Annotated in this window: 23 protein-coding genes and 1 riboswitch; of the genes, 10 read left to right on the forward strand and 13 right to left on the reverse strand. The window is 48.6% G+C overall.

Translation table 11 applies throughout. The annotated features are described in order from the left end of the window. Positions 1-67 precede the first annotated feature (67 nt). The 3 genes from M0R47_RS02515 to rapZ all read left to right on the forward strand — a co-directional run bounded on the left by M0R47_RS02515 (position 68) and on the right by rapZ (position 2904). A complete protein-coding gene (locus tag M0R47_RS02515; protein WP_292549841.1) occupies positions 68-1513 on the forward strand; it encodes an RNA polymerase factor sigma-54 in 1446 nt (481 codons plus the stop codon). A 41-nt stretch (positions 1514-1554) separates the two neighbouring features. After that, entirely contained in the window at positions 1555-1845 is a 291-nt protein-coding gene (raiA, locus tag M0R47_RS02520; RefSeq protein ID WP_292549844.1) for a ribosome-associated translation inhibitor RaiA, read from the forward strand. A 201-nt stretch (positions 1846-2046) separates the two neighbouring features. Next, positions 2047-2904 carry an RNase adapter RapZ gene (rapZ, locus tag M0R47_RS02525; RefSeq protein ID WP_292549847.1) on the forward strand — a complete coding sequence of 286 codons (858 nt, stop codon included), beginning with the start codon at positions 2047-2049 and terminating at the stop codon, positions 2902-2904. Between the two features lie 86 nt (positions 2905-2990). Here rapZ and M0R47_RS02530 read toward each other — a convergent pair whose 3' ends face one another. Genes M0R47_RS02530 through minC form a run of 4 tightly spaced genes read right to left on the reverse strand, consistent with a single transcriptional unit; the run spans position 2991 to position 5108 of the window. After that, positions 2991-3188, reverse strand: a complete 198-nt coding sequence (locus tag M0R47_RS02530; RefSeq protein WP_292549850.1) for a winged helix-turn-helix domain-containing protein — start codon at positions 3186-3188, stop codon at positions 2991-2993. Between the two features lie 27 nt (positions 3189-3215). Beyond that, on the reverse strand, positions 3216-3482 hold the full coding sequence (minE, locus tag M0R47_RS02535; RefSeq protein WP_292549854.1) for a cell division topological specificity factor MinE: 267 nt from the start codon (positions 3480-3482) through the stop codon (positions 3216-3218). After that, positions 3482-4291 carry a septum site-determining protein MinD gene (minD, locus tag M0R47_RS02540; protein ID WP_292549857.1) on the reverse strand — a complete coding sequence of 270 codons (810 nt, stop codon included), beginning with the start codon at positions 4289-4291 and terminating at the stop codon, positions 3482-3484. Before minD ends, minE begins: the two co-directional genes overlap by 1 nt. Positions 4292-4319: 28 nt before the next feature. Next, positions 4320-5108 (reverse strand): septum site-determining protein MinC, encoded by a 789-nt coding sequence (gene minC / locus M0R47_RS02545; RefSeq protein ID WP_292549860.1) that lies wholly within the window; start codon positions 5106-5108, stop codon positions 4320-4322. A 334-nt stretch (positions 5109-5442) separates the two neighbouring features. Beyond that, a riboswitch (TPP riboswitch) is annotated at positions 5443-5561 on the forward strand. 28 nt (positions 5562-5589) lie between these two features. Here minC and thiC point away from each other — a divergent pair. The 3 genes from thiC (at position 5590) to M0R47_RS02560 (ending at position 10884) form a co-directional block, all read left to right on the forward strand. After that, a complete protein-coding gene (thiC, locus tag M0R47_RS02550; protein WP_292549863.1) occupies positions 5590-7470 on the forward strand; it encodes a phosphomethylpyrimidine synthase ThiC in 1881 nt (626 codons plus the stop codon). A gap of 169 nt (positions 7471-7639) precedes the next feature. Then, positions 7640-8083 carry a universal stress protein gene (locus M0R47_RS02555; protein ID WP_292549866.1) on the forward strand — a complete coding sequence of 148 codons (444 nt, stop codon included), beginning with the start codon at positions 7640-7642 and terminating at the stop codon, positions 8081-8083. A gap of 167 nt (positions 8084-8250) precedes the next feature. Beyond that, positions 8251-10884 carry a methyl-accepting chemotaxis protein gene (locus M0R47_RS02560; protein ID WP_292549869.1) on the forward strand — a complete coding sequence of 878 codons (2634 nt, stop codon included), beginning with the start codon at positions 8251-8253 and terminating at the stop codon, positions 10882-10884. Between the two features lie 47 nt (positions 10885-10931). Here the strand turns inward: M0R47_RS02560 and mazG are convergent, their stop codons facing one another. From mazG to gcvH, 4 genes are all read right to left on the reverse strand, one after another. Continuing rightward, a complete protein-coding gene (gene mazG / locus M0R47_RS02565; RefSeq protein WP_292549872.1) occupies positions 10932-11732 on the reverse strand; it encodes a nucleoside triphosphate pyrophosphohydrolase in 801 nt (266 codons plus the stop codon). Positions 11733-11909: 177 nt separating this feature from the next. Beyond that, positions 11910-12842 (reverse strand): carbohydrate kinase family protein, encoded by a 933-nt coding sequence (locus M0R47_RS02570; RefSeq protein ID WP_292549875.1) that lies wholly within the window; start codon positions 12840-12842, stop codon positions 11910-11912. A gap of 62 nt (positions 12843-12904) precedes the next feature. After that, a complete protein-coding gene (locus tag M0R47_RS02575; protein WP_292549879.1) occupies positions 12905-13264 on the reverse strand; it encodes a diacylglycerol kinase in 360 nt (119 codons plus the stop codon). Positions 13265-13346: 82 nt separating this feature from the next. Next, positions 13347-13730: a glycine cleavage system protein GcvH gene (gene gcvH / locus M0R47_RS02580; protein WP_292549882.1), complete on the reverse strand. Its 384-nt coding sequence runs from the start codon at positions 13728-13730 to the stop codon at positions 13347-13349. Between the two features lie 134 nt (positions 13731-13864). Between gcvH and M0R47_RS02585 the strand changes: the two genes are divergently transcribed. Then, positions 13865-14902, forward strand: coding sequence for a hypothetical protein (locus M0R47_RS02585; protein WP_292549885.1), 1038 nt, complete (start codon positions 13865-13867; stop codon positions 14900-14902). An 83-nt stretch (positions 14903-14985) separates the two neighbouring features. Here the strand turns inward: M0R47_RS02585 and M0R47_RS02590 are convergent, their stop codons facing one another. Beyond that, positions 14986-16554, reverse strand: coding sequence for a DHA2 family efflux MFS transporter permease subunit (locus M0R47_RS02590; protein ID WP_292550158.1), 1569 nt, complete (start codon positions 16552-16554; stop codon positions 14986-14988). A 33-nt stretch (positions 16555-16587) separates the two neighbouring features. Further along, on the reverse strand, positions 16588-17604 hold the full coding sequence (locus tag M0R47_RS02595; protein WP_292549888.1) for an HlyD family secretion protein: 1017 nt from the start codon (positions 17602-17604) through the stop codon (positions 16588-16590). Positions 17605-17695: 91 nt separating this feature from the next. Between M0R47_RS02595 and M0R47_RS02600 the strand changes: the two genes are divergently transcribed. Both M0R47_RS02600 and M0R47_RS02605 read left to right on the forward strand, forming a co-directional pair. After that, positions 17696-18304 carry a TetR/AcrR family transcriptional regulator gene (locus M0R47_RS02600; RefSeq protein WP_292549891.1) on the forward strand — a complete coding sequence of 203 codons (609 nt, stop codon included), beginning with the start codon at positions 17696-17698 and terminating at the stop codon, positions 18302-18304. Beyond that, positions 18294-19724 (forward strand): efflux transporter outer membrane subunit, encoded by a 1431-nt coding sequence (locus M0R47_RS02605; protein WP_366513158.1) that lies wholly within the window; start codon positions 18294-18296, stop codon positions 19722-19724. The genes M0R47_RS02600 and M0R47_RS02605 overlap by 11 nt, the downstream gene beginning before the upstream one ends. A 408-nt stretch (positions 19725-20132) precedes the next feature. Here the strand turns inward: M0R47_RS02605 and M0R47_RS02610 are convergent, their stop codons facing one another. The 3 genes from M0R47_RS02610 to M0R47_RS02620 all read right to left on the reverse strand — a co-directional run bounded on the left by M0R47_RS02610 (position 20133) and on the right by M0R47_RS02620 (position 21350). After that, entirely contained in the window at positions 20133-20417 is a 285-nt protein-coding gene (locus M0R47_RS02610; RefSeq protein ID WP_292549898.1) for a DUF5710 domain-containing protein, read from the reverse strand. Between the two features lie 254 nt (positions 20418-20671). Further along, positions 20672-21034 carry a hypothetical protein gene (locus M0R47_RS02615; protein WP_292549901.1) on the reverse strand — a complete coding sequence of 121 codons (363 nt, stop codon included), beginning with the start codon at positions 21032-21034 and terminating at the stop codon, positions 20672-20674. A gap of 124 nt (positions 21035-21158) precedes the next feature. Further along, a complete protein-coding gene (locus tag M0R47_RS02620; protein WP_292549904.1) occupies positions 21159-21350 on the reverse strand; it encodes a hypothetical protein in 192 nt (63 codons plus the stop codon). A gap of 440 nt (positions 21351-21790) precedes the next feature. On the opposite strand from M0R47_RS02620, the gene zwf reads away from it, so the two are divergent. Beyond that, positions 21791-23266, forward strand: coding sequence for a glucose-6-phosphate dehydrogenase (gene zwf / locus M0R47_RS02625; protein WP_292549907.1), 1476 nt, complete (start codon positions 21791-21793; stop codon positions 23264-23266). The last annotated feature ends 79 nt before the right edge of the window (positions 23267-23345 follow it).

A 23345-nucleotide genomic window follows, 5' to 3' on the forward strand; every position in this document is an offset into this window, starting at 1 on the left:
GCAAGTTCTTGTAATTGTCTAAAATAGAGTAATCCAGGGGGCGACCCCTACTAAACTGTGTAATTGAATGAAACAATCCTTACATCTTCGACTGGGTCAACAATTGGCGATGACGCCGCAATTGCAGCAGGCGATCAAGTTGTTGCAGATGTCGACATTAGAGTTGCAGCAGGAAATCCAACAGGCTCTTGAGTCTAATATGATGTTGGAAGTGAGTGAGGAAGAAAGCACTGTTCAGGAAGCCGAAATAACGCCCGATAAAAAAATTGATAATTCGGATTCGCTGACCAGCCAAGGCTCGCAAACAGAAATTCCGGATGAACTGCCCATTGATTCTTCTTGGGACGATGTTTATGAGTATGCCATGGAGGCCGGCGCTAATTCTTCTGAAACGGTTGAATTTGAAACGCAGCGCAGTAAATCATCAACCTTGCTGGATCATTTATTATGGCAACTGGAATTGACCTCGTTCTCAGAGCGGGACCATGCCATTGCGATGGCTATTATTGATTCGATTAATGAGGATGGCTATCTGATCAGCAGTCTCGAAGAAATTTTCCAGGGATTGCAGAGCCAATTAGATGATCTGGACTTCGATGAAGTGAACGCGGTACTGCATAGGATACAAAATTTTGACCCGGCCGGCGTAGCAGCCATTGATCTAAAAGATTGCTTGAAATTACAGTTACAGCAGTTGCCAGAGGCTACGCCTTATAAAGAAGAGGCGCTGACTCTTGTTATCCGGTATTTGGACTTATTGGCTACGCATGAGCAGTCAAAACTCATGCGTAAGCTGGGTGTAACAGAGCGGCAACTGGATGAGGTGGTGGCGTTAATCAGAACCTTGGATCCCAAGCCGGGCGCGCAGATACAAGATTCGGATTCCGAGTATGTTATTCCTGATGTTTACGTCGTTAAACAAAACGGTACATGGCGAGTCAACCTGAATCCTGACATAGCGCCTAAATTGCGTATCAACCCTTTTTATTCAGGCATGATAAAAAGAGCGGATAACAGCAAGGATAATACTTGTATGAAAGATCATTTGCAGGAAGCCAGATGGTTTATTAAAAGTCTTCAGAGCCGCAACGATACCTTGTTGCGTGTCGCCCAGTGCATCGTGGAAAAGCAGGTCGGATTTCTTGAACATGGTTCCATAGCCATGAAGTCGATGGTATTGAGGGATATTGCTGAAGAGCTGGAATTACACGAGTCAACCATATCCAGAGTAACTACGCAGAAATTTATGCATACTCCCAATGGTATTGTCGAATTTAAGTATTTTTTTTCCAGTCATGTTTCAACAGAAGGAGGAGGAGAGTGCTCATCTACAGCCATAAGGGCATTTATTAAAGAGCTAATCAGCAATGAAAATCTAGCAAAACCGTTAAGTGATAGTAAAATAGCCGAGCTATTAAAAGAAAAAGGCATTAATGTTGCTAGAAGGACAATTGCCAAGTATCGTGAAGCGATGCTTATTTCATCATCAAGTCAGCGTAGACGTATTTTATAACGTCACTGACAAAGATTATTCATCATTAAGGAGTTTATCTCATGCAAGTCATCGTAACAGGCCACCATCTTGAAGTAACCGACGCTTTAAAAGCACACACCGATTCAAAATTTGAAAAGTTAGCACGTCATTTTGACAATGTTACCGATGTGCATGTCATTTTAAGCGTGGAAAAGTTAATTCAAAAGGCTGAGGCAACGCTACAGTTGAGTGGCGCTAAGCTGTTTGCCGAAGATCATCAGGAAGATATGTATGTGGCTATAGATAACATGGTTGATAAGCTGGATCGTCAGATTATCAAGCATAAAGAAAAAACCGGGCAGCATAGATAAGGTAAACGGCTCAGAGCGAAAGAAGTGAAGATCATGACGATACGGGGTACTTCGTTCCATACAAAACCTGCATTCTCCGCATTCCTGTGGATTGTATAGTAAGTATGATCCCCAGGGATGGGGAAGGATCATGTCTGAAACGGCATCGAGGGCGGTATCTATCGCAGCTCTCTGGAACGATTGATCCTTGAGCGTCCCATTATGAAATTAATAATCGTTAGCGGTCTTTCCGGGTCGGGTAAAAGTATCGCTTTAGATACATTGGAAGATTGCGGCTTTTACTGTATCGATAATCTGCCTGTGACATTGCTGGAAGATTTTATTAGCCATGTCATGCTGGTGGATAAGAAAACTTATGCAAAAACGGCAATTGGGATTGATGCCAGGAATCAGAGCGAAAGCCTGGCCAATTTTTCAGAAAGCCTGGAGCTAATACGCAATAAACAGATTGATTGCGAAATTATCTTTATGCAGGCTGAAGAGTCTACCTTGTTGAAGCGGTACAGCGAAACAAGGCGGCGGCATCCGTTAACGGATTCGAATGTGCCGCTAAGAGAAGCTTTAAAAATTGAAAAGGAAATGCTGACGCCGATTGCCCGGCATGCCAGCGTCGTCATTGATACCAGTCGGACTCATTACCATGAGTTGCGCGAACTTATCAGGGATCAAGTCGGAGAAAGGGATGTCAGGCATATCTCTTTGCAATTTCAATCGTTTGGCTACAAACATGGCGTTCCGCTGGATGCCGATTTTGTATTTGATGCCCGCAGTTTGCCAAACCCTTACTGGATTCCGGAATTGCGCGGGTTAACAGGAAAAGATAAGCCGGTCATTGATTTTCTTAATGAACAAGAACTGGTTGCCGAGCTTTTTAAGGATATTACGGATTTTCTTGAGCGCTGGATCCCCCGGTTTGAGGCCGAAGGGCGCAGTTATTTGACAGTGGCTATAGGATGTACAGGTGGTCAGCATCGCTCGGTTTATCTGGTGGATGCTTTCGCCAAGCAGTTCAAAGGCCCTTTCTTAAACGTAATTGTCCGCCACCGGGAATTACAATAAGTTTATTTTGGAAGCGGTTTACCAATCCAAAATAATATCATCATGGTAGTGTAGAGACGTTGGACTACAACGTCTCTACAGCAGATTTATTTTAGCGATAGCGTTTCAGTCCGGCCTACCATCTCAATAGACAGCTTGCCTTCCTTGCTCAGCCAACCGATGGCGCGCTGAACATCATTTTTACTGATACCTGTTTCAGTAGTGACTTTATTTACACTGGATGGGCCGTTCTTATCTAAATATTTCCAGACTATTCCTGCTGCTTCACCGATTGTATTGGACATAGATCACCTTTAGCTTGGATTGTTGTGTTAAGAAGTTTTGGTTGGGTGGTCGGGAAGCACGATATTCAATTCCAGCGTTTCCTGAGTGTCATTTTGTTCAAAGTTAACGGATATGGCATCTTGGTCTACGTTAACGTATTTGCGTATGACTTCCAGCAATTCTTTTTGCAATTGGGGAAGATAAGAAGGCTGGTTTCTGGACGTGCGCTCGTGAGCAACCAGAATTTGCAGTCTTTCCTTGGCAAGCGATGCCGAACTGGCTTTAGATATCCTAAAATAATCCAGTAAACTCATTATCTACCCCCGAAAAGCTTCCCAAACAGGCCTTTCTTCTCATCAATGAAGCGATGGGGTCTATCTTCGCCCAAATAGCGGGCAACAATATCCGCATAGGCTTGGCCTGCATCGCTTTTTTCGTCAAGAATAACGGGTGTGCCTGAGTTTGATGCATTTAATACCGATTTTGATTCAGGAATAACGCCGAGTAAATGCAATGATAAAATTTCCTGTACGTCATCCACGCTCAGCATTTCGCCTAACTTCACTCTATCCGGCGAGTAGCGCGACAGCAACAGGTATTCCTTAATAGGTTCTTCGCTTTGTTCGGCTCTGCGTGACTTGCTTGATAAGATACCTAGCATGCGGTCAGAATCCCGCACTGAAGAGACTTCAGGGTTAGTTACAATAAACGCGTCGTCGGCAAAATACATCGCCAAATGAGCGCCTTTTTCAATGCCGGCCGGAGAGTCGCAGACGATGTACTTAAATTCTTTTTTGAGCTCATCCAAAATTTTGCCTACGCCCTCCTGGGTCAGGGCGTCTTTATCGCGAGTTTGCGATGCCGGCAGGATGTACAGCTGATTGCAGTTTTTATCGCGTATCAATGCCTGGTTAAGAGTCGCCTCGCCGTTGATGACATTGACAAAATCATAAACAACGCGACGCTCGCAGCCCATGATCAAATCCAGATTACGCAAGCCCACATCAAAATCGATGACCGCTGTCTTGTGGCCTTTTTTTGCAAGCCCCATGGCAATAGCGGCGCTTGTAGTTGTTTTACCAACGCCACCTTTACCCGATGTTACGACTATGATTCGTGCCACAAATTTTTCCTCCAAAGAGCAATATAAGTTAAATATCTTTAATAACTAAAGTATGGTTTTGTAAATAGATCTGTACGGGCTGATTGAGAACGGCGCCGTTCAAATCTTCGCTGATCTTATAGTTTCCGGCAATTGAGATAAGCTCAGCCTGTAAATCGGAACAGAAAATACGCGCTTCCGTATTGCCTTGCACACCCGCCAGGGCGCGCCCTCTTAGTGAGCCGTAGACATGGATATTACCTTCGGCCAGGATTTCAGCCCCTGCACTGACTTGAGCTAAAATGATTAAATCGCCGGCAGCATAAATGCGTTGGCCGGAACGGACAGGCTGGGTAAGCAGCACCGTGGATGCAGTAACAGTTTGCGGCTCCGGATCCGCTTCAGGCTTAGGGGCTTGTTGCTTTTTTGATCCGGAAGTTGCCGCAGTGCTCGCCACACCCGTTCCCGACTGGCTTGCGGCATGCGCACCATCTCTGGCGCTATGGCCGGAATGTGTGGGGATTCCTAGTTCTAACGCCTGTTGGTTCTGTTGTGCAACACCGCCGCGTATTCCTATCGGCAATAAGCCCAGCTTGCGGATCATGTTGGTGAGACTGGCGACATCAATGTCGAGATCGAGACTGTTTAGTTCCTGCAAGTCAAACACCAACGGCGAATTTTTGAAAAATTCAGGCGCCAAACGGATTTTTTCTTGTAATTGCTGTTCGATAGTAATGATATCGTTGCTGGCTAAAACCAAGACAGGCACGGAAAAAGTGCTGCTTTTAAATTCCAATACCGGTAAGTGATGAATGTTCTGTTGAGAGTCTGTTGACATCCGTTAAATCTGGCTAGTCAGGAAGTGCATTGATTCTAACATTGCTGGTAAAAAAAATCATTTTTACAATGTTAATAAATAGTTTCTTCAATAGGTTGAAGCGCTTTTAAGATAAGCGCTTGGGATTAAAGCTTTCCGTAACGCTCTGCCTTTGAATATTTCAAGAAGGTATATTTTGTCTTAATGCCGGCAGATGGGCTGGCGTTGGCTGTAAAAGGGATTTTAAAAATGGTCTTGGTTGTCAAAACCATCTGTTTTATAAGGTGTTTATTGTTTCGGTGATGCGGTCCAAGCTTGCAATCTTCGGCGTTATCCTTTAACTTACAAATATATCCGTAAAGGCTAGGGGTGCTTTCTTGTTTCCGTGCGTTATATAGGAACAAGAAGGCTGAGAAAAACCCTTTGAACCTGACCCCGGCTAATACCGGCGTAGGAAAGCCGTGACTTCCCTGCGCCATATTGTTTTATTGTTGGAGATAACATGAGCGCTGTCCTTAAAGAAATTACGTCGGCTGAAGCCAGTAGCGTAAAGATTGATTCCTACCCCGCATCGGAAAAAATATATGTTCAAGGCAGCCGCCCCGACATACAAGTTCCCATGCGCAAAATTACTTTATCCGATACTCCGCTGCATTTTGGCGCGGAAAAAGGCGCAGAAAAAAATCCGCCGCTTTATGTTTACGATACCTCGGGGGTTTATACCGATCCCAATGTTGAAGTCGACTTAAAAAAAGGCCTTGGCGCCATTCGTTCTGCCTGGATTGCAGAGAGAAACGATACCGAAGAATTGTCCGGTCCCAGTTCGGAATACGGCCGTCAGCGTCTTGATGATCCCGCGACCGCCGAGCTGCGTTTTGAGCATATCCGCAAACCGCGTAAAGCTAAAGCGGGAAAAAATGTGTCGCAAATGCACTATGCAAGACAGGGCATTATCACGCCGGAGATGGAATTCATCGCCATCCGTGAAAACCAAAAAATGGAAGAAATGCACCATTTATGGAAAGACCAGCATCCCGGCGATTCTTTCGGTGCATCCATTCCGGATGTTATTACGCCTGAATTTGTCCGTGACGAAGTGGCCAGAGGCCGGGCGATTATTCCTTGCAACATTAACCATCCCGAACTGGAGCCGATGATTATCGGTCGTAACTTCCTGGTTAAAATCAACGGCAATTTGGGTAACTCGGCGGTGACTTCGTCTATCGAGGAAGAAGTCGAAAAAATGCTTTGGGGCATCCGTTGGGGCGGCGACACCATCATGGATTTGTCCACCGGCAAAAACATCCATGAAACCCGCGAGTGGATTTTGCGCAATTCTCCTGTGCCTATCGGTACTGTGCCTATTTATCAGGCTTTGGAAAAAGTTAACGGCAAAGCTGAAGACCTGACTTGGGAAATTTTCCGAGACACTTTAATCGAACAAGCCGAGCAGGGCGTGGATTATTTTACGATTCATGCCGGGGTGCGCTTGCATCATGTGCCGCTTACCGCAAAACGCATGACCGGTATCGTGTCACGTGGTGGCTCGATCATGGCGAAATGGTGTCTGGCACATCACACTGAAAGTTTCTTGTACACGCATTTTGAAGAAATCTGCGAAATCATGAAAGCTTACGATGTGGCCTTCTCATTAGGCGACGGCCTGCGTCCAGGCTCAATCTATGACGCCAACGACGCCGCACAATTCGGCGAACTGGAAACTTTGGGCGAACTGACCAAAATCGCCTGGAAGCATGACGTGCAAACCATGATCGAAGGCCCAGGACACGTGCCGTTACACATGATCAAGGTCAACATGGACAAGCAACTGGAAGAATGCGGCGAAGCGCCATTCTATACCTTAGGCCCGCTGACCACCGACATTGCGCCCGGTTACGACCATATTACCTCGGCGATAGGCGCGGCCAATATCGGCTGGTACGGTTGTGCAATGCTTTGCTACGTGACTCAAAAAGAGCATTTGGGCTTGCCGAACAAGCAGGATGTCCGTGAAGGTATCGTGACTTATAAAATCGCCGCCCATGCAGCCGACTTGGCAAAAGGCCATCCCGGCGCGCAGGCGCGCGATAACGCGATGTCCAAAGCGCGCTTTGAATTCCGTTGGGAAGATCAATTCAATATCGGCCTGGATCCTGAAAAAGCCCGTGAATTTCATGATGAAACCTTGCCTAAAGAGTCCGCCAAAGTTGCGCATTTTTGCTCTATGTGCGGCCCGCATTTTTGCTCGATGAAAATCAGTCAGGATGTGCGCGATTATGCGGCGGAAAAAGGCATCCAAGAAGAAGAGGCTTTGTTAAAAGGCATGGATGAAAAATCCAAACAGTTCCTTGAAGAAGGCGCCGATATTTACCATAAAGTTTAGCACTAGAGCCCTTTTCTTTTGGAAAGGGCTTTTTTATTGTTTTCTTCTCTATAACCCTCGCTTGGCGCATCGTCATATTGTGCCTGCGCAGGGTTTTTCATTTGGTAGAAGAAGGAATTCATATACACTTATCCAAAATCAATAATTATCAAAATTTAAGGCAAACACAATGGGCGCTTATCAACATATTTTATTGTCCGTAGATTATGGCGAACATGGCGAAGCGGTTGCCCAACGAGCGAAAGCTTTGGCTGAAAAATACCAGGCTAAATTAAGCATTATTCACGTACTGGATAACATTCCGATGCCGGATACCGGGTACGGCGCAGTGATTTCGTTAACGGAAGATTCGGGCTACGAGTTGCTTGAAGCGGAGAAAACACGGTTGATGCAGGTTGGCGATCAATTAGGCGTCGCCCCAGCTAACCGTTGGCTAATCTGGGGATCGCCCAAACAGGAGATTGTCCGGCTTGCCGGGCAGGAGCGGATCGATTTGATTGTCGTCGGTTCCCATGGACGGCATGGGCTGGCGCTATTATTGGGATCAACCGCAAATAGCGTACTGCATTACGCCGGGTGCGATGTCTTAGCGGTTCGGCTGCGGAACGGCTAATTTTAAAACCTGTAATTTTTGTGTGGGCTGAACTGGATCAGATCAAAGATCACAAAAGAAAAAGATGATCAAATAGAATTCCATTGTTAGAAATATTATTCAAAGTCTGCCGTCGAAGCATGGCCGGTTATCACCAACATTAATAAATTTAATTACATAACTCCATCATGTTTAATAATTTCACCATTAAAATCCGCTTGCTTTTGATTGTCACTTTTTCGGCTGTGCTGGCGGTTACCCTGGGCGCGATGGGCTTGGTTGGCATGCAAAAATCTAATGCCGGGCTACAAACCGTTTATCTCGATAGAGCGGTTCCTTTAGCAGATCTTTCTGAAATTAAGGCAAAGCAACTTGACACTCGCCTGAAAATTGCACATGCCCTTGTTTTTGCGGATGAAAGAGATCGGAATCTAAAGATAATAAATGACAATACTGCGATTACCAACACACTATGGGATGCCTACATACAAACTTATCTTACGAATGAAGAAAAAGTACTCGTGGATGAATTTACTAATGTTAGAGCCAAGTACCTTTCTGAGGGTTTAAATCCCGCTATTGAGTTGATCAAAGCGGGCGACAAGGAAAAACTGGCAGCCCATATCCGTGAAAAAATGCGCCCTATCAATCTCGCTGTTCTTGAAAGTATTGATGCTTTAATAAAGTTACAAAAAGATGTCGCGAAACAAGAATATGACGCTGCTCAAAGTCGTCATCAATTACTACTGAATGTTGGAATAGCCATCGTTGTTCTCGGCGTGACAATCCTGGGTTTGATTGGAATCCTGTTGACTCGTAGCCTTTCCGGATCATTGAAATCTGCACAGCAGGTGGCTGCGGCTATTGCAGCCGGTGATTTGAGCTCCAGCATTGATGTTGAGAAAACAGATGAAATAGGTGAGTTGTTGCGTTCGATGAAGCTTATGCAGGATTCGATTAATAATTTTGTCTTGGCCCAAGGCGGCATGGCGAAAAAACATGCCGAAGGTTGGATCCATGAACATATCGATGCCAGTCAGTTCCCCGGCACCTACGGTAAGATGGCGAAAGAGCTTAATGGGCTGGTGGCGAGTCACGTTGCAGTAAAAATGCAAGTCGTCGATATTGTCGGTCAATATGCCAAAGGTGATTTTTCCAGGGATATAGATAGTATGCCAGGAGATAAAGCCAAGGTATCAGCCGCTGTAACGAGCGTTAAAACAGCCTTGCTCGCAGTGAGCAGCGAAATTAAAGACATGGTGGAAGCTGGGGTTCAAGGCGATTTTTCGTGTCGTGTTGATACCGCCGGCTTCGAGTTTATGTTTAAAGATATTTTGGATGGCCTTAACAGGTTAAGCGAAACCTGTGACGCAGGTTTTGGCGATGTTGAACGTGTCGCCAAGGCCCTGGCTCAAGGCGACTTAACGCAAACGATCAGCAAAGATTATCCCGGCACTTTTGGCCAAGTTAAGGAAGCTGTCAATGTCACGGTGGAAAACCTCAAGGACATGCTTGGCAAGATTCAGGACGCTTCTAATACCATCAGTACTGCGTCTAAAGAAATTGCTGCGGGTAACAATGACCTGTCTCATCGCACTGAAGAACAGGCTGCCAGCTTGGAAGAAACCGCCGCTAGTATGGAACAGCTGACCTCCACTGTTCAGCAGAACAGCCATAATGCCAAACATGCCAATCGGCTTGCTGTCGGCGCAACCGGCATCGCAGGCCAAGGCGTCAAAGTGGTTAACGACGTGATTGCGACAATGGCAGACATCAATGAATCGTCCCGGAAGATTGAGGATATCATCTCCGTAATCGACAGTATCGCGTTCCAGACCAATATCCTGGCCCTGAATGCGGCTGTGGAAGCGGCCCGTGCCGGAGAACAGGGCCGGGGCTTTGCGGTGGTAGCCGTCGAGGTACGTAACCTGGCGCAACGCGCTGCTGCGGCAGCCGCCGAAATCAAAGGCTTGATTGGCGATTCGGTAGAAAAGGTTGAAGACGGCACCAAGCTGGTTGCCCAGGCAGGGAAAACCATGGAAGAAATCGTGAGTTCCATTCGCGGCGTGACGGCCATCATGTCCGAAATCAGTGCCGCCTCGGTTGAGCAAACGTCCGGCATCGAGCAAGTCAATCAAGCCATCACGCAAATGGATGATGCAACCCAGCAAAATGCCGCATTGGTTGAGCAAGCCGCAGCTGCGGCAGAATCGCTGGAGGAACAAACGCAAAGTCTGGCAGTTACAGCGTCGCACTTTAAATTGGATGGCAATTCGCACGGTTTTTCTGAATCTTTTAATGCTGATCCGGTACGTATCGTTAATCAAGCCAACATGAAAAGTGCACCTGTCGAGAAAGCGCCTTATCAAAATATATCCCTGCCAAGCAATGTCGGGATAGACTTGGATAACGCGCTTGATAAACATTCTGAGTGGAAAGTAAAACTACGTACCGCCATATCAAAAGGCGAAGAAATGGATGCAGCAACGATATCAAGAGATGATTGCTGTGATTTCGGTAAGTGGCTACATGGCGATATTAAATCTTATCTTGCCCATCAGCCGAGTTATGCGGAATGTGTAACCAAGCATGCGACCTTTCATATCGAGGCTGGAAAAGTCGCTAACATGATCAATGCAAAAAAATTCAGCGAGGCGGAAGCTATGTTAGGCAACGGATCTCCGTTCGCTTCAGCCTCAAGCGCAGTCGGAGTTGCAATTATGCGTTTGAAAAAATATTTCAGAGCTCCGGCAAGAGCGGCTGTTGCCAAGCCAAAAAATCAAACAGTGACTGCAAATGCTGATGAGTGGCAAGAGTTTTAGTGAGTGTGTTTGGGGCGACCAGAGATGGACGCCCCGCTTTGTTTGACCTATTTTTTGCTTAAGGCTTGTTTTGCCTGATCCCATAAAGCATCCAATTCGGCCAGTTCGCAGTCTTTCAGGTTCAGGCCGGATGCTTTAACTTGCTGTTCTATATGCTGAAAGCGTCTGGAGAATTTTTTAGTGCTTTCCTTAAGTGCGACTTCGGCATTGACATTCAAATGGCGAGCCAAATTGACGGCCACCAGCAACAAATCGCCGATTTCTTCCTGAATATGCGCCTGATCCCCGGATTGCCAGGCTTCTTTGACCTCATCCAGTTCTTCCAGTACCTTATCGAAAACAGGTAGCGCATCCGGCCAATCAAAACCGTGGTTTGCCGCGCGATCCTGTATTTTTTCGCATTCAATCAATGCCGGAAGATTGCGGGCCACGCCTGATAACACGCTTTCTTGTTCCTCGGCTTTGTTTTTTCCCTGGCGCTCGATGGCTTTCGCCTGTTCCCAGGCCTGGTGACGCTCTTCATCGGTAGTAAAAACGGCATCGGAAAATACATGCGGGTGGCGGCGGATTAGCTTGTCGCAAATACCTTCCGAGACCTGTTCAAAAGTGAACAGCCCTTGTTCTTCCGCAATCTGGGAATGGAACACCACCTGTAACAGCAGGTCGCCTAACTCCAGGCGCAAATCATCCAGGTCATTGCGTTCAATCGCATCGACGACTTCGTAGGCTTCTTCGATCAGGTAAGGAATCAAGCTGGTGAAATCCTGTTTGACATCCCATGCACAGCCCTCTTCCGGGTGACGCAGTCGCGACATGATGTCTAATAGTTTTTGGGTGTTTTTTAGCATGGAGGCTTGTTGTAATCTGGTAAGGGGAGATTATGAGGTAAGCGTAACCCGACACAACAAAAAGCAGTGCCGGGTTGGTTAGGCGGATTTTGACAGACTTTATAAGTTGCCTTAAATCTTATCCTTATTTATCGGTCAAATCCATAGCATTCGCGTTAACTGCCGAGCCGTTGAGAATTAAAGCGAAGCCCCGAAATTTTCGCGGTACCGTTGTTTGAAGCTATCCATATCGAAGGCATGATTTTGGGTGCCGTTATTTTCGATTTTAATAGCGCCCAGCAACGAAGCAATCCTGCCGGTCACTTCCCAATCCAATTCATTCATCAGTCCGTATAAAAGTCCGGCGCGATAAGCATCGCCACACCCTGTCGGGTCGAGTATCGCTTTGGGTTTGGCTGCCGGAATAGTAATGCACTGGCCGCGGGTATAAATTAGGGAACCTTGGCCGCCCAGCGTAATAATCAGTGCGTCAACCCGCTCAGCCATTTGCTCCAGCGATAGGCCGGTACGTTCCTGCATTAACTCGGATTCATAGTCATTCAATGTGACCCAGGTAGCTTGATCTATAAACTTAAGCAGTTCTTCGCCGTTAAACATCGGCATGCCTTGGCCCGGATCGAAAATAAACGGTATATTCAATTCCGCGAACTGCTCGGCATGCAATTGCATGCCTTCCTTGCCGTCGGGCGAGACGATGCCGATGCTGATTTTTCGGTCAGTCGGGACTGAATTTAAATGTGAAAAGTTCATTGCGCCGGGATGGAATGCCGTAATTTGGTTAGCCTCTTCATCGGTAGTGATGTAGGCTTGGCCGGTATAGCTGTTGTCCAGGATTTGAATGTACTCAGTGGATAACTGGTTTTGAGCCAGCCATTGGGCATACGGCTCAAAATCATGCCCGACTGTCGCCATGATCAACGGTTCTTCATCCAGCAATTTCATGTTGTAGGCAATGTTGCCGGCACAACCGCCGTATTCGCGGCGCATTACCGGAACCAGGAACGATACATTCAGGATGTGGATTTTTTCCGGCAAAATGTGATGCTTAAACTTATCATGAAAGACCATGATAGTATCGTAAGCCATAGATCCGCATATTAATGCACTCATTGTGTTCTTTCCTTTTTTTGCTAGTAATGTATGTAATGTCGCAGACTGCCGGGAGCAGTCGCTTAAAGTAAAATTAACGCCCAAGTCACGGCTGCCCAAGCCAGTGACATCATAACAGCGGCCGAGCCAATATCCTTGGCGCGCCCCGATAATTCATGATGCTCAAGGCCGACCCTGTCAACTACGGCCTCAACCGCTGAATTTAATAGTTCGACCAGCATCACTAAAACGATGCTGCCGATCAACAGCAATTTCTCAATAGAGTTTTCCCCCAACCAGATCGCCAGAGGGGTTGTTATTGCAAACAGGAGGACTTCCTGTCTGAATGCTTCTTCATGCGTCCAGGTCGCTTTAAAACCGGCAACAGAGAAGTAGCAGGCATTAATCAGGCGTTTAAGGCCTTTTGCGTTTTGGTTTGCCATTATTTGTACGAATATTTGTAAATGAAAAAGTAAATATTACACAGATATGTGTGTCAGCTTCGTTACAAGTAAATAAAACGGGTTATTGCTCAATCAATTGCTGATAAGCATCCGCATTCATTAATGCGTCCAGTTCGGAAAGGTTATCCGCTTTTATGCAAAACAGCCAGGTTCCGTAAGCATCGTCATTGACCTGTTCAGGCTCATTGACCAAGGCATCGTTGATGGCGACCACTTCGCCGGTAACCGGGCTGAACAAATCGGAGGCGGTTTTTACCGATTCGACTACCGCGCATTGTTCTTGCGCGTTAACTTTACGCCCCAGTTCCGGCAGCTCAATATAAACCAAATCACCTAATTCTTCCTGCGCAAAATCAGTTATGCCGACACGAATGATGTTATCGTCTTCCAGTTGCGCCCATTCGTGGGTTTTTGCGTACTTTAAGTTACCTGGTACGTCGCTCATGATAATCTCCGAATATTATAAATAGTTGCTTTGTTTTAGGATAACGTGCAATTTTTTAAAAACAACAAAAAAATGCATTTAAGAATGGAAATCTTATAACATGAATAAACCTATAGACTTACTTTGTTTCTCACATGAATGCTCCTGTAATCGCCTGCTTTTTTATGCTCGGCATCGCTTCCGCTGTGGCAGATGATGACGATAAGCCTGTCCCCAGCGCAGCGCAGGGAGCTATTGCCCTGACCGCTAAAGCCCAATCGTTATCCGGCTTGCAGACAATAACGCTTACTTCGGCCAGCGATTACCCTGAATTCACGGCTTATGGAAAAGCGGTCAACATCCAACCGCTGATCGAGCTGCGGAACCGGTATTTGGTCGCATTAACTGAGCGCAGCGGCGCTACGGCGAGGTTTAAGCAGGCTGAGCAGAATATCAAGAGGCAGCAGGACTTGTACCGTGAAGGCGTGGCCTCAAAACATAACCTGCAAGTTCAGCAAGCGCAATGGCAAACCGATAAAGCCCTGTTTGATGCCAGCGGCGTTCAAGGCAAGGCTATCATTGACGAAGCCCGTCTCAACTGGGGTAAAAAGCTGACTGAGTGGGCGTTATCTGTCGATGCCGACCCGCTGAGCGACTTTTTATCTGGCAAGAAAACCTTATTGCACATTACCTTGCCGGTTAATAAACGACTGGCAAACGAGATTCAGAGTATCGAGGTTGAAGCCTCGGGTAACCGTGGCGCGGCGACTAAAGCCGAGTTGATCTCTGTGGCGCCGCAAACAGATGCTACCGCGCAAGGGGAAAGCTACTTCTTCCAGGCTGATGGCCGCCGCGACTGCTCCGGGCAGTCTTGCGGCATACACACCATCCCTGGCGATAACCCTATCCGGACCGGCATGCGCGTTGCGGCGTGGATACCTGAGCAGGGTGAAAGCCGGTTCGGGGTTGTTATACCGAAGTCGGCGTTAATCTGGTATATGGATCAGGCCTTTGTTTACATTAAAATCGCTGAAGAGCGATTCAGCCGTCGCCCTATCGGCCACTACTCAGTCACGTCCGGCGGCTATTTTGTCGAAAACGGCCTCAGCGCAGGCGAGCAGTTGGTGGTTTCCGGAGGGCAAATGCTGCTGTCGGAAGAATTCAGGGGGCAAATCCCGGATGAGGACGATTAATTCACTGCCCGGCTTGCTCCGTTAATCGACCTTTTTCCAGGCAGTCGAAACGTGAGAAGAACGCATCCAGTGGTGTCGATAGGTCAATGCCCGCCAACGGCTTCACTGGATGGCGCCGATACTTTTCTGACCCAAGGCATCAATAGCAAGGCCAGCAAAAAAGTCAGCGCCAAGACATGGAACAGGGTATTCAAGGTCAGCACTTCGGCTTCGCGCATCAACAATCCGTAAACCTGCTTCAGTGCGGCCGATTCCGCGTCCGGCAAGCCGGCGCCGGACAAGCGCTCCTGCAAACCGCCCAATAGCGCTTGTGCCTGCGGCGAGCCGGGCGTTACATGCTCGCGCAACAGCGCATAATTCTGCTTGTTGAGATGTGTTAGCAAGGTATTCGCCAAGGCCAGGCCAATTGCACCGCCCAGGTTGCGCGTCAGGTTATAAAGCCCGCTGGCATTTTTCACTTCCTCAGGCGGCAGGGTGCCTAACGCCAGGGAATTGATCGGTAAAAAGCAATACATCAATGAAAAGCCCCGAATCGCCTGCGGCCAGAAGAATTCCCAGTAGCCCGACTCATAGGTCAGATTGCCGTTCATCCAGCTACCCAGCGCAAAGCCGGATAAGCCCAGTGCCAGCATTAGCCGTGAATCGATGCGTTTCGCCAATGGCCCGGCGACGAACGCGGACAACAACTGGAACAGGCCGGTGACCATGATGTACTGGCCGATCTGCAAGCTGTTCAAGCCTTTGACGCTAGCCAGATAGACCGGCACCAGATACATCAGCGTGAACATGCCGATGCCGAGTATGAAACTGAATGTGCAGCCGACCGCGAAATTGCGGTTACGGAATGCCCACAGATCGACGATGGGGTGCTCTATAGTCAGTTCGCGATGAAATAGCGCGATGCCCGATAGCGCCGCGATCAGGCTGAAAAAGACGATCTCCCGGCTCTCGAACCATTGTTCGCGCACGCCCTCTTCCAGCACGAACTGCAAGCTGCCGAGAAAGACCACGATGTAGACGATGCCGAGAAAATCGATTTTTTGCAGCAGCTCCCACTCCGGTTCATCGACCCGGACGAATCGCCATGTAGCCAGGCACACCAGCACGCCCGGCACCAGATTGATCAGGAATAGCGCCTTCCACGACACGGCTTCGGTCAGATACCCGCCCAGCACCGGACCTGCGGTAGGGGCAATCATCACCACCATGCCGACCACAATCACCATTGCCGACTGTAGCCTGGGCGGAAACAGCGTGTAAATCACCGCAAACACGGTCGGTATCATCGCGCCGCCGAACAAGCCCTGGAAAGCGCGAAACACCACCATGGACGGCAGATTCCAGGCCAGCACGCAGCACAGGCTCATTAAAGTAAAGCCGCCGCAGGACAGCACGAACAAGATACGCGTCGAAAAGGCTCTTGCCAGCCAGCCGGACAGCGGGATGATCACCACCTCCGCCACCAGGTAGGCGGTCTGCACCCAAGTGATTTCGTCCGGAGTCGCCGACAATCCGGCCTGAATCTGCTCCAGCGAACTGGCAACAATCTGGATGTCCAGAATCGCCATGAAAATGCCGAATACCATCGCGAAAAAGCCGATCCATTGCTCGGTACTGACCGACTGATGCTCCGGCGCGGCGTTACCGTCCATGGCTGTTGACTCTGTCGTCGTTGTCATGTCTGCTTACAGCACTTTGACCTTGATCACCGTGGAAAGCCCCGGCCGTAACAGGCTCAGATCGGAACCCGGCTGGAAAGCGATCTTCAACGGCACCCGCCGCACGATCTTGGTGAAGTTGCCGGTAGCGTTTTCCGGCGGCAGCAAGCTGAATTCGGAGCCCGATGCCGGAGCGAAACTATCCACTACGCCTTCAAAAACCTGGTCGGGATAAGCATCCACGCTGATTTCCACCGCTTGCCCCGGCCGCATCCTGGCGATCTGGGTTTCCTTGAAATTGGCTTCCACGAACAGCCCTTTGGTCGGAATGAGATGGCCGAGCACGCTGCCGGGTTTGACCAGTTGCCCGAGCTGTACGCTACGGTTGCCGATAATGCCCGCCATGGGCGCCATGATGCGAGTATTGGCGAGATCGATGCGAGCCAGTTCCAGATTGGCTTCGGCGGCTTTGAGCCGTGCGCGCGTTTCCTCAATCTGGGCATCCAAGGCCGCTAGGTGGCTTTCCGCTTCCTGACGGGCCGAGCGGACTTTATCCCGTTGGGCATTCGCCTGTTTATGCGTGGATTCGGCGGCATCCCGGGTCTGCGTCGAAACCGCGCCTTCCTCGGCCAAGTTGCCGAAGCGTTTCAAATCTTTCGCGGCCCTTTCCAGATCGGCTTCGGAAGCGGCAATATTGGCGGCTTCCTGGCGAATCTTGGCGCTTTGCGTGTGTTTGTCGGTTTCCAGCGTCTGAATGTGTGCTTTCTCTAATGACACTTGCGCTTCGGCTTGAGCCAATCTGGCCTGGAAATCATGATCGTCAATTACCGCCAGTAAATCGCCCTGCGAGACTTGCTGATTATCCTGAAATAATACTTCCCTGACGTAGCCGGCTTCCTTGGGGCTGATCAAGCTGGTGTGTGCCTTCAGATAGGCGTTATCGGTGCTCTCGTAAGGATGGACGGCTTGCAGCCAATAAAGAAACCCTCCCGCACTCGCGCCCAGGGCTAAGACAATGATTAAGATTTTTTTGCTGGATGGCATAAAGGCATGAAAGGCTATTGATTAACTAAACGGTGTAGTTTATTCTAATCATCAAGCTCTTCCTGATGCAACAAATTTATTCAGCGATACCATGAACAAACTCCACAATCCCAAGCGACAAGCCATACTCGACGCGGCGACGCGCGCTTTCATCGCCCACGGCTACAGCGGCGCCAGCATGGAAGCCATCGCCGAGGCGGCGCCGGTTTCCAAACCCACGCTATACAATCATTTCAAAAGCAAACAGGACTTGTTCGCCGCCGTGATCGAAGGTCGGTGCGAGGCCTTGCTCAGCACACTCGACAGCGTACAAACCGGATTCGACGACCCGGTGGCCGGCTTGAGCGCTATCGCCGGCGCATTCATCGATCTGGTGTATGCTGACGAAGCCCTGCAACTTTACCGGCTGATCATCGCCGAACAACAACATTTTCCGGATCTGGGCGAACGGATTTACCGTTCCGGCCCCGAACCGGTGTTGCGGCAGATGGCGTCTTATCTCGCCGAGCTCAATGCCCGAGGCATACTGACGATCCCCGACCTGGAGACATCGGGCCGTCTATTTCTGGACATGCTGAAAGGCGATCAACATTTCCGCTGCCTGCTAGGCTTGCAATCCGGCTTGAGTGAAACGGAAAAACAACGATTGATCGTCGCAGTCGTTTCTTTCTTCCTGAAAGGACATGGCTATGAAGCGTAACCCCTACTGGTTTTTACTGCTGAGCGGACTGAGCGGTTGCGCGATGGGGCCGGATTACCAGGAAAAAATCCCGGCGGTGCCGGAACATTGGCAAGCCGAGCAACAAGCGCCAAAGTCCGCCTCGCGTTTGAATAGCGAGTCAACAAACCCGGAGACTTTGAAAACCTGGTGGAAAAATTTTGGCGATGCCGGACTGAATCGCCTTATGGATAAAGCCCTAACCGGAAACCTGGATGTCAAGATGGCGCTGGCCCGGATCGATCAGGCCCGCGCCGAACGCCGCAGCACCCGGGCCGAACTGTTTCCGACCGTCAACGGCGTCGCCGGCGCCCAGCGTAACGACAATCCGTTTCCCGGCTTCGCGCCCGGCATCAAATTCAATCTGTTCGAAGTAGGGTTTGACGCGCTATGGGAAATCGATCTGTTCGGCCGCCAGCAACGGCGTCTGGAGGCGGCGACTGCCGATCTCGATGCGGCGGGGGAAGAGTATCGCCAGGCCCTGGTGACGCTGACCGCCGAGCTGACGCGCAGCTACATCGATTACCGCAGCTTGCAGAATCAGTTACGGATCACGCATTCGAATCTGGATGCGCAACAACATACACTCAAGCTAACCGGCAAATTGTTCAAGGAAGGCGTTGGCACCCGTCATGACGTGGTGCGCGCCAGGGCTCAGACGGAAGCCACGGAAGCTCAGATTCCAGCACTTGAAGCCGGTTTGATTTCCGCATTGCATCAACTGGAAGTGCTGATTGGGCAACAGCCCGGTACCTTGACGGCTGAGCTCAAGCAACCGGTCGAGGTTCCGCCGGCACCGACACAGGCGATATTGACTTCGCCCGCCGAAACCATCCGCCAGCGGCCCGACATCCGCATTGCCGAACGCCGGCTGGCGGCCGCCACCGCGATGCAAGGCGCCGCAATCGCCGAATTGTTCCCGAAAATATCGCTATCGGCCTTTTTAGGGCTGCGCAATACCGATATCGAAAGCCTGTTCAAATCGGCGGCGTTTTCCTACGGCACGGCCGCCAACTTGCTGCAACCACTGCTGAATTTCGGCCGTATTCAGGCCGGTATCGACCTGGCCGAAGCCCGGCAAAAAGAAGCCTATCTGGGCTACCAAAAAGCCGTGCTCGACGCGCTTCAGGAAACCGAAACGGCGCTGGCCCATTATCTGAAAGAAGAAATTCGCCGACAGGCATTGAGCCGCTCGGTCGCCGATTTGCAGGAGTCGGTACGCTTGTCGCAATTGCGTTTTAAAGAAGGGGTCATATCCTTTCTGGATGTACTGGATGCCCAACGCGTCCTGTATGCAGCCGAAATCGAGCTGGCCCGCTCGGAAGCCGCGGCCTCTACTCATCTTGTCGCGGTTTACAAGGCCTTGGGCGGCGGTGCAAAAGCAACAGTGTCGCAATCATAAAATTCAGAGACGCTAAATTTCATCCTTCATAAGCGGGTAACCGAGTTTTCTCCAGGTCGGCCAGCAATTCTGATGATAGGTGTGGTTCATATGCGGCATGATTGCAGCTGCGCATCATCCTGATTTGCAGCCAATTGACATTTTGAAGCTTACAGCCTGTAGCAACGGCTAGCCTCGCTTCACCCTAACTTAGAAAACGGAAATCTGACCGGCAAGTTAAAAGAACAGAGTCACTTAAAACTTAGGTTCTGCCGCAAGTGGATGCGACTTATCAAGGAAGAGTTTAGGAGGTAAATTCCGGTAGTTGACCGGTGGTGCGGGGAAGCACACTAATCGATACAAAACTTGGTTTGAGCTATCGCTTGTTGGCTTTCTTTAATTAAAAGGCGGCTATTGCCGAAGCAAAGGTTAATTCCATGGCGGTACGTCGCCACTATAGGCAACAAAATCTTTAATCGTTGCATGGGTTTTGACGCCGGCTGTCTTTTTGGGAGAAGAACCGGTAACGGAGGATGAAGCCTTCGTTATTGATTCAACAGCACCGGGCTCGGTTTGCCATCGGGCAAAGAGCGTAATGTCTTTATTTGCTGTTGCATACCATTTCTTTTTGACGGCATCCCATCTCGCGCCAAGCGCTTTCGCCTCATCCTTTTGGGCAAAAGGAACATTCAGATAAATTTTTGAGTCTGGCATTTTGTAATCAGGTAATGCGGGCTGATGAAGTTATTACCTATTATAAGGCATTACCGACACAACTGGATTAGACAAAATAGCCTTGTGCTGCTTTGGTGTGCAAAGTATGGGCGCGGGTTGAAAACAGGTGGACAAAGAAAAAATACAGGTGCCGGGAAAGCTTAAGGAGCAAGTCCTAAATGAAGGCGATTAACCGGCACTCTGTAACAGGATAAGCGTGGGCAAGCAGGATGACTTTTGCTCACGCTTTGGCGTTAGCTTTTTCCAGGCAACATCCCGACTGAGCCGGGTTTGATGCGTTTGCAGGTAACAACCACATCTTCCAGGTGGCACTGACTTTTACCTTTGTTGGCGCCATCGCAGGGTGTGCAGGTAGCCTTGCCTTCATCCTTTACTTTTTCAACATGCCAGCCATAACCTTGCGACTGACAAAATGTTTTGGAGTATCGGGTGATGTTATAAGGTTTGGCTGCCGTTGCCTTGGCTTCGGATTCCACGTCGCAGGTCGCTGAGGGTAGAGTGTTAGCCATCAGGTCCCGGTAAATATATTCTGTTGCCGACGCTGCTCCGGAAAAAAAAGCTAACGTCGCGCACAGGCATATCAATTTAAGTTTCATTGTTCTTTCCTCGTTATTATCAAGTGGTGCATGATACTGCGGCTTATTCATGGGCAAGTTGCACATCAAGATTCGATGTAACCGCTGAAATTAAGAATAACCCTTGTCATGAAGTAATGGCCGTTCAGTTCAATACACGGATGTTCATTTGCGCTGTTTCCTCTTCCAGCTGCTGTTTAATCGGAGCAAACTTTTCATTCTCGCTTTGTTTGACCATCGCGATGACTATCAATAAAGTGGCTATCGTGCCGCCAACGTACAGCCAGAATCTGTCTTTTACTGGTGCCTCTTCTATTTGTTGTGCTCTTTGGTTCATTTTTTGTACCTCTGTAAGTTTGAATCATCAATGGGTGCGCCAATGCGGATATGAAAAATCACGGCTTTCCACCAACACTGGGGCTACTTCTTCCTGATAACTACTTCATCTTGATATTTTTATGTGATCAACCATTTCGGCCGCCAAGTTATGGAGCATGTCGGCAGTAGTCGGGTCACGCGTGAAATATTTCTTTTTATTGTAGTAGCGGATCAATACTATAAAAGAAGCCTAACTGCTGTCAACAAAATATCGATTCGATACGAATAATACGTATAAAAGTGTTTCGCTAATTTTTAAGTCCAAATAACCAGCTCAGTGCCGGGGCTGTGCATCCAGAACTGCATCCTGAAGCAAATTCTGCGATAATAGGCGTTGGTTTTCTGTCTATAAAGCGCCGGACTGGTACCGGTTATAACAATTTATTCAACAACGCATCCATGAACGAACAAACAGCATTTAAACCTTGTGACTTGGTTATTTTCGGCGCTTTGGGAGATTTATCCCGCCGCAAGTTGCTCATTTCTTTGTATCGGCTTGAAAAAGCCAACTTGATTGAAGTCGATACCCGTATCATAGGCATAGATCAACACGAGGGCGATAATGCAGGGTTTGTTGAGACCATCCGGAAAAGTTTGCAAGAGTTTTTAAATGAAACAATTGATGAACAAATATGGGCCCGGTATGCGGCGCGGTTTTCATACTTGAAAATAGATTTAACTCAGTTGGATCAATATCAGTTGTTGAATAAGGTTGTTGACGGTCAATCCAGGGTTATGGTGAATTATTTTGCCGTTGCCCCTTTCTTGTTTACCAATATTTGTCAGGGATTGGCTAAATGCGGGGTTCTGAATGAAGAATCGCGCATGGTGATGGAAAAGCCGATAGGCAATGATCTCAAGTCCTCAAAGGACATTAATGATGCCGTCGCCGGGGTGTTCAGCGAAAAACAGGTTTATCGCATCGATCATTATCTGGGTAAAGAAACGGTACTCAATTTATTAGCGTTGCGCTTTGCCAATTCCATTTTTACTACTAACTGGAACCATAACACTATCGACCATATCCAGATTACCGTGGCTGAAGAAGTCGGTATTGAAGGGCGCTGGGATTATTTCGACAAAACCGGCCAGTTGCGCGATATGCTGCAAAATCATCTATTGCAGATCCTGACTTTTGTGGCAATGGAGCCCCCGGTCAATCTGGAAGCGCAAAGTATCCATAATGAAAAAATAAAAGTTCTGTCCGCGTTGCGGCCGATCACCCGAGAAAATGTCGAACAAAAAACCGTTCGCGGGCTGTACACGGCAGGAGAACTCAAGGGCAAGCCAGTGCCGGGCTATCTTGAAGAAGATGGGGCTAATACTGACAGTACTACGGAAAGCTTTGTCGCCGTGAAAGTGGCTATCGATAACTGGCGCTGGGCCGGCGTGCCGTTTTATTTGCGTACCGGCAAACGCATGAAATACAAGCGCACTGAAATCGTCGTTAATTTTAAGCAATTGCCGCATAACATTTTTAAAGAAAGCTTTCAGGATTTGCCGTCAAATAAACTGATCATCCATTTGCAGCCGAACGAAGGCGTGGAAATCCAGATACTCAACAAAATACCGGGTATCGACGAAAACATTAAGCTGCAAAAAACCAAGCTGGATTTGAGTTTTTTCGAAACTTTTAAAAACAGCAAAATTTTCGGCGGTTACGAGAAACTGGTGCTGGAAGCCATGCGCGGTAACCCCACGCTGTTTCTCAGCCGGGAGGAAATTGAACAAGCATGGACCTGGGTTGATTCGATACAGGATGCGTGGGCGCATATCGATGCGGCGCCGCAACCCTATGCAGCAGGCACTTGGGGGCCTGAGGCTGCGAACGAATTAATTGCCAGAGATGAACGAGCCTGGGAAGATGAAGCCTAAAAATCAATGCAAGGCTAACGTCTTGACCGGGCTCAGATTAACGTAGATATACTTATCGCTCATCAAGATTTAATGGTTA

It is taken from the genome of Methylobacter sp. (assembly GCF_023227905.1).
Lineage (GTDB): Bacteria > Pseudomonadota > Gammaproteobacteria > Methylococcales > Methylomonadaceae > Methylobacter_A.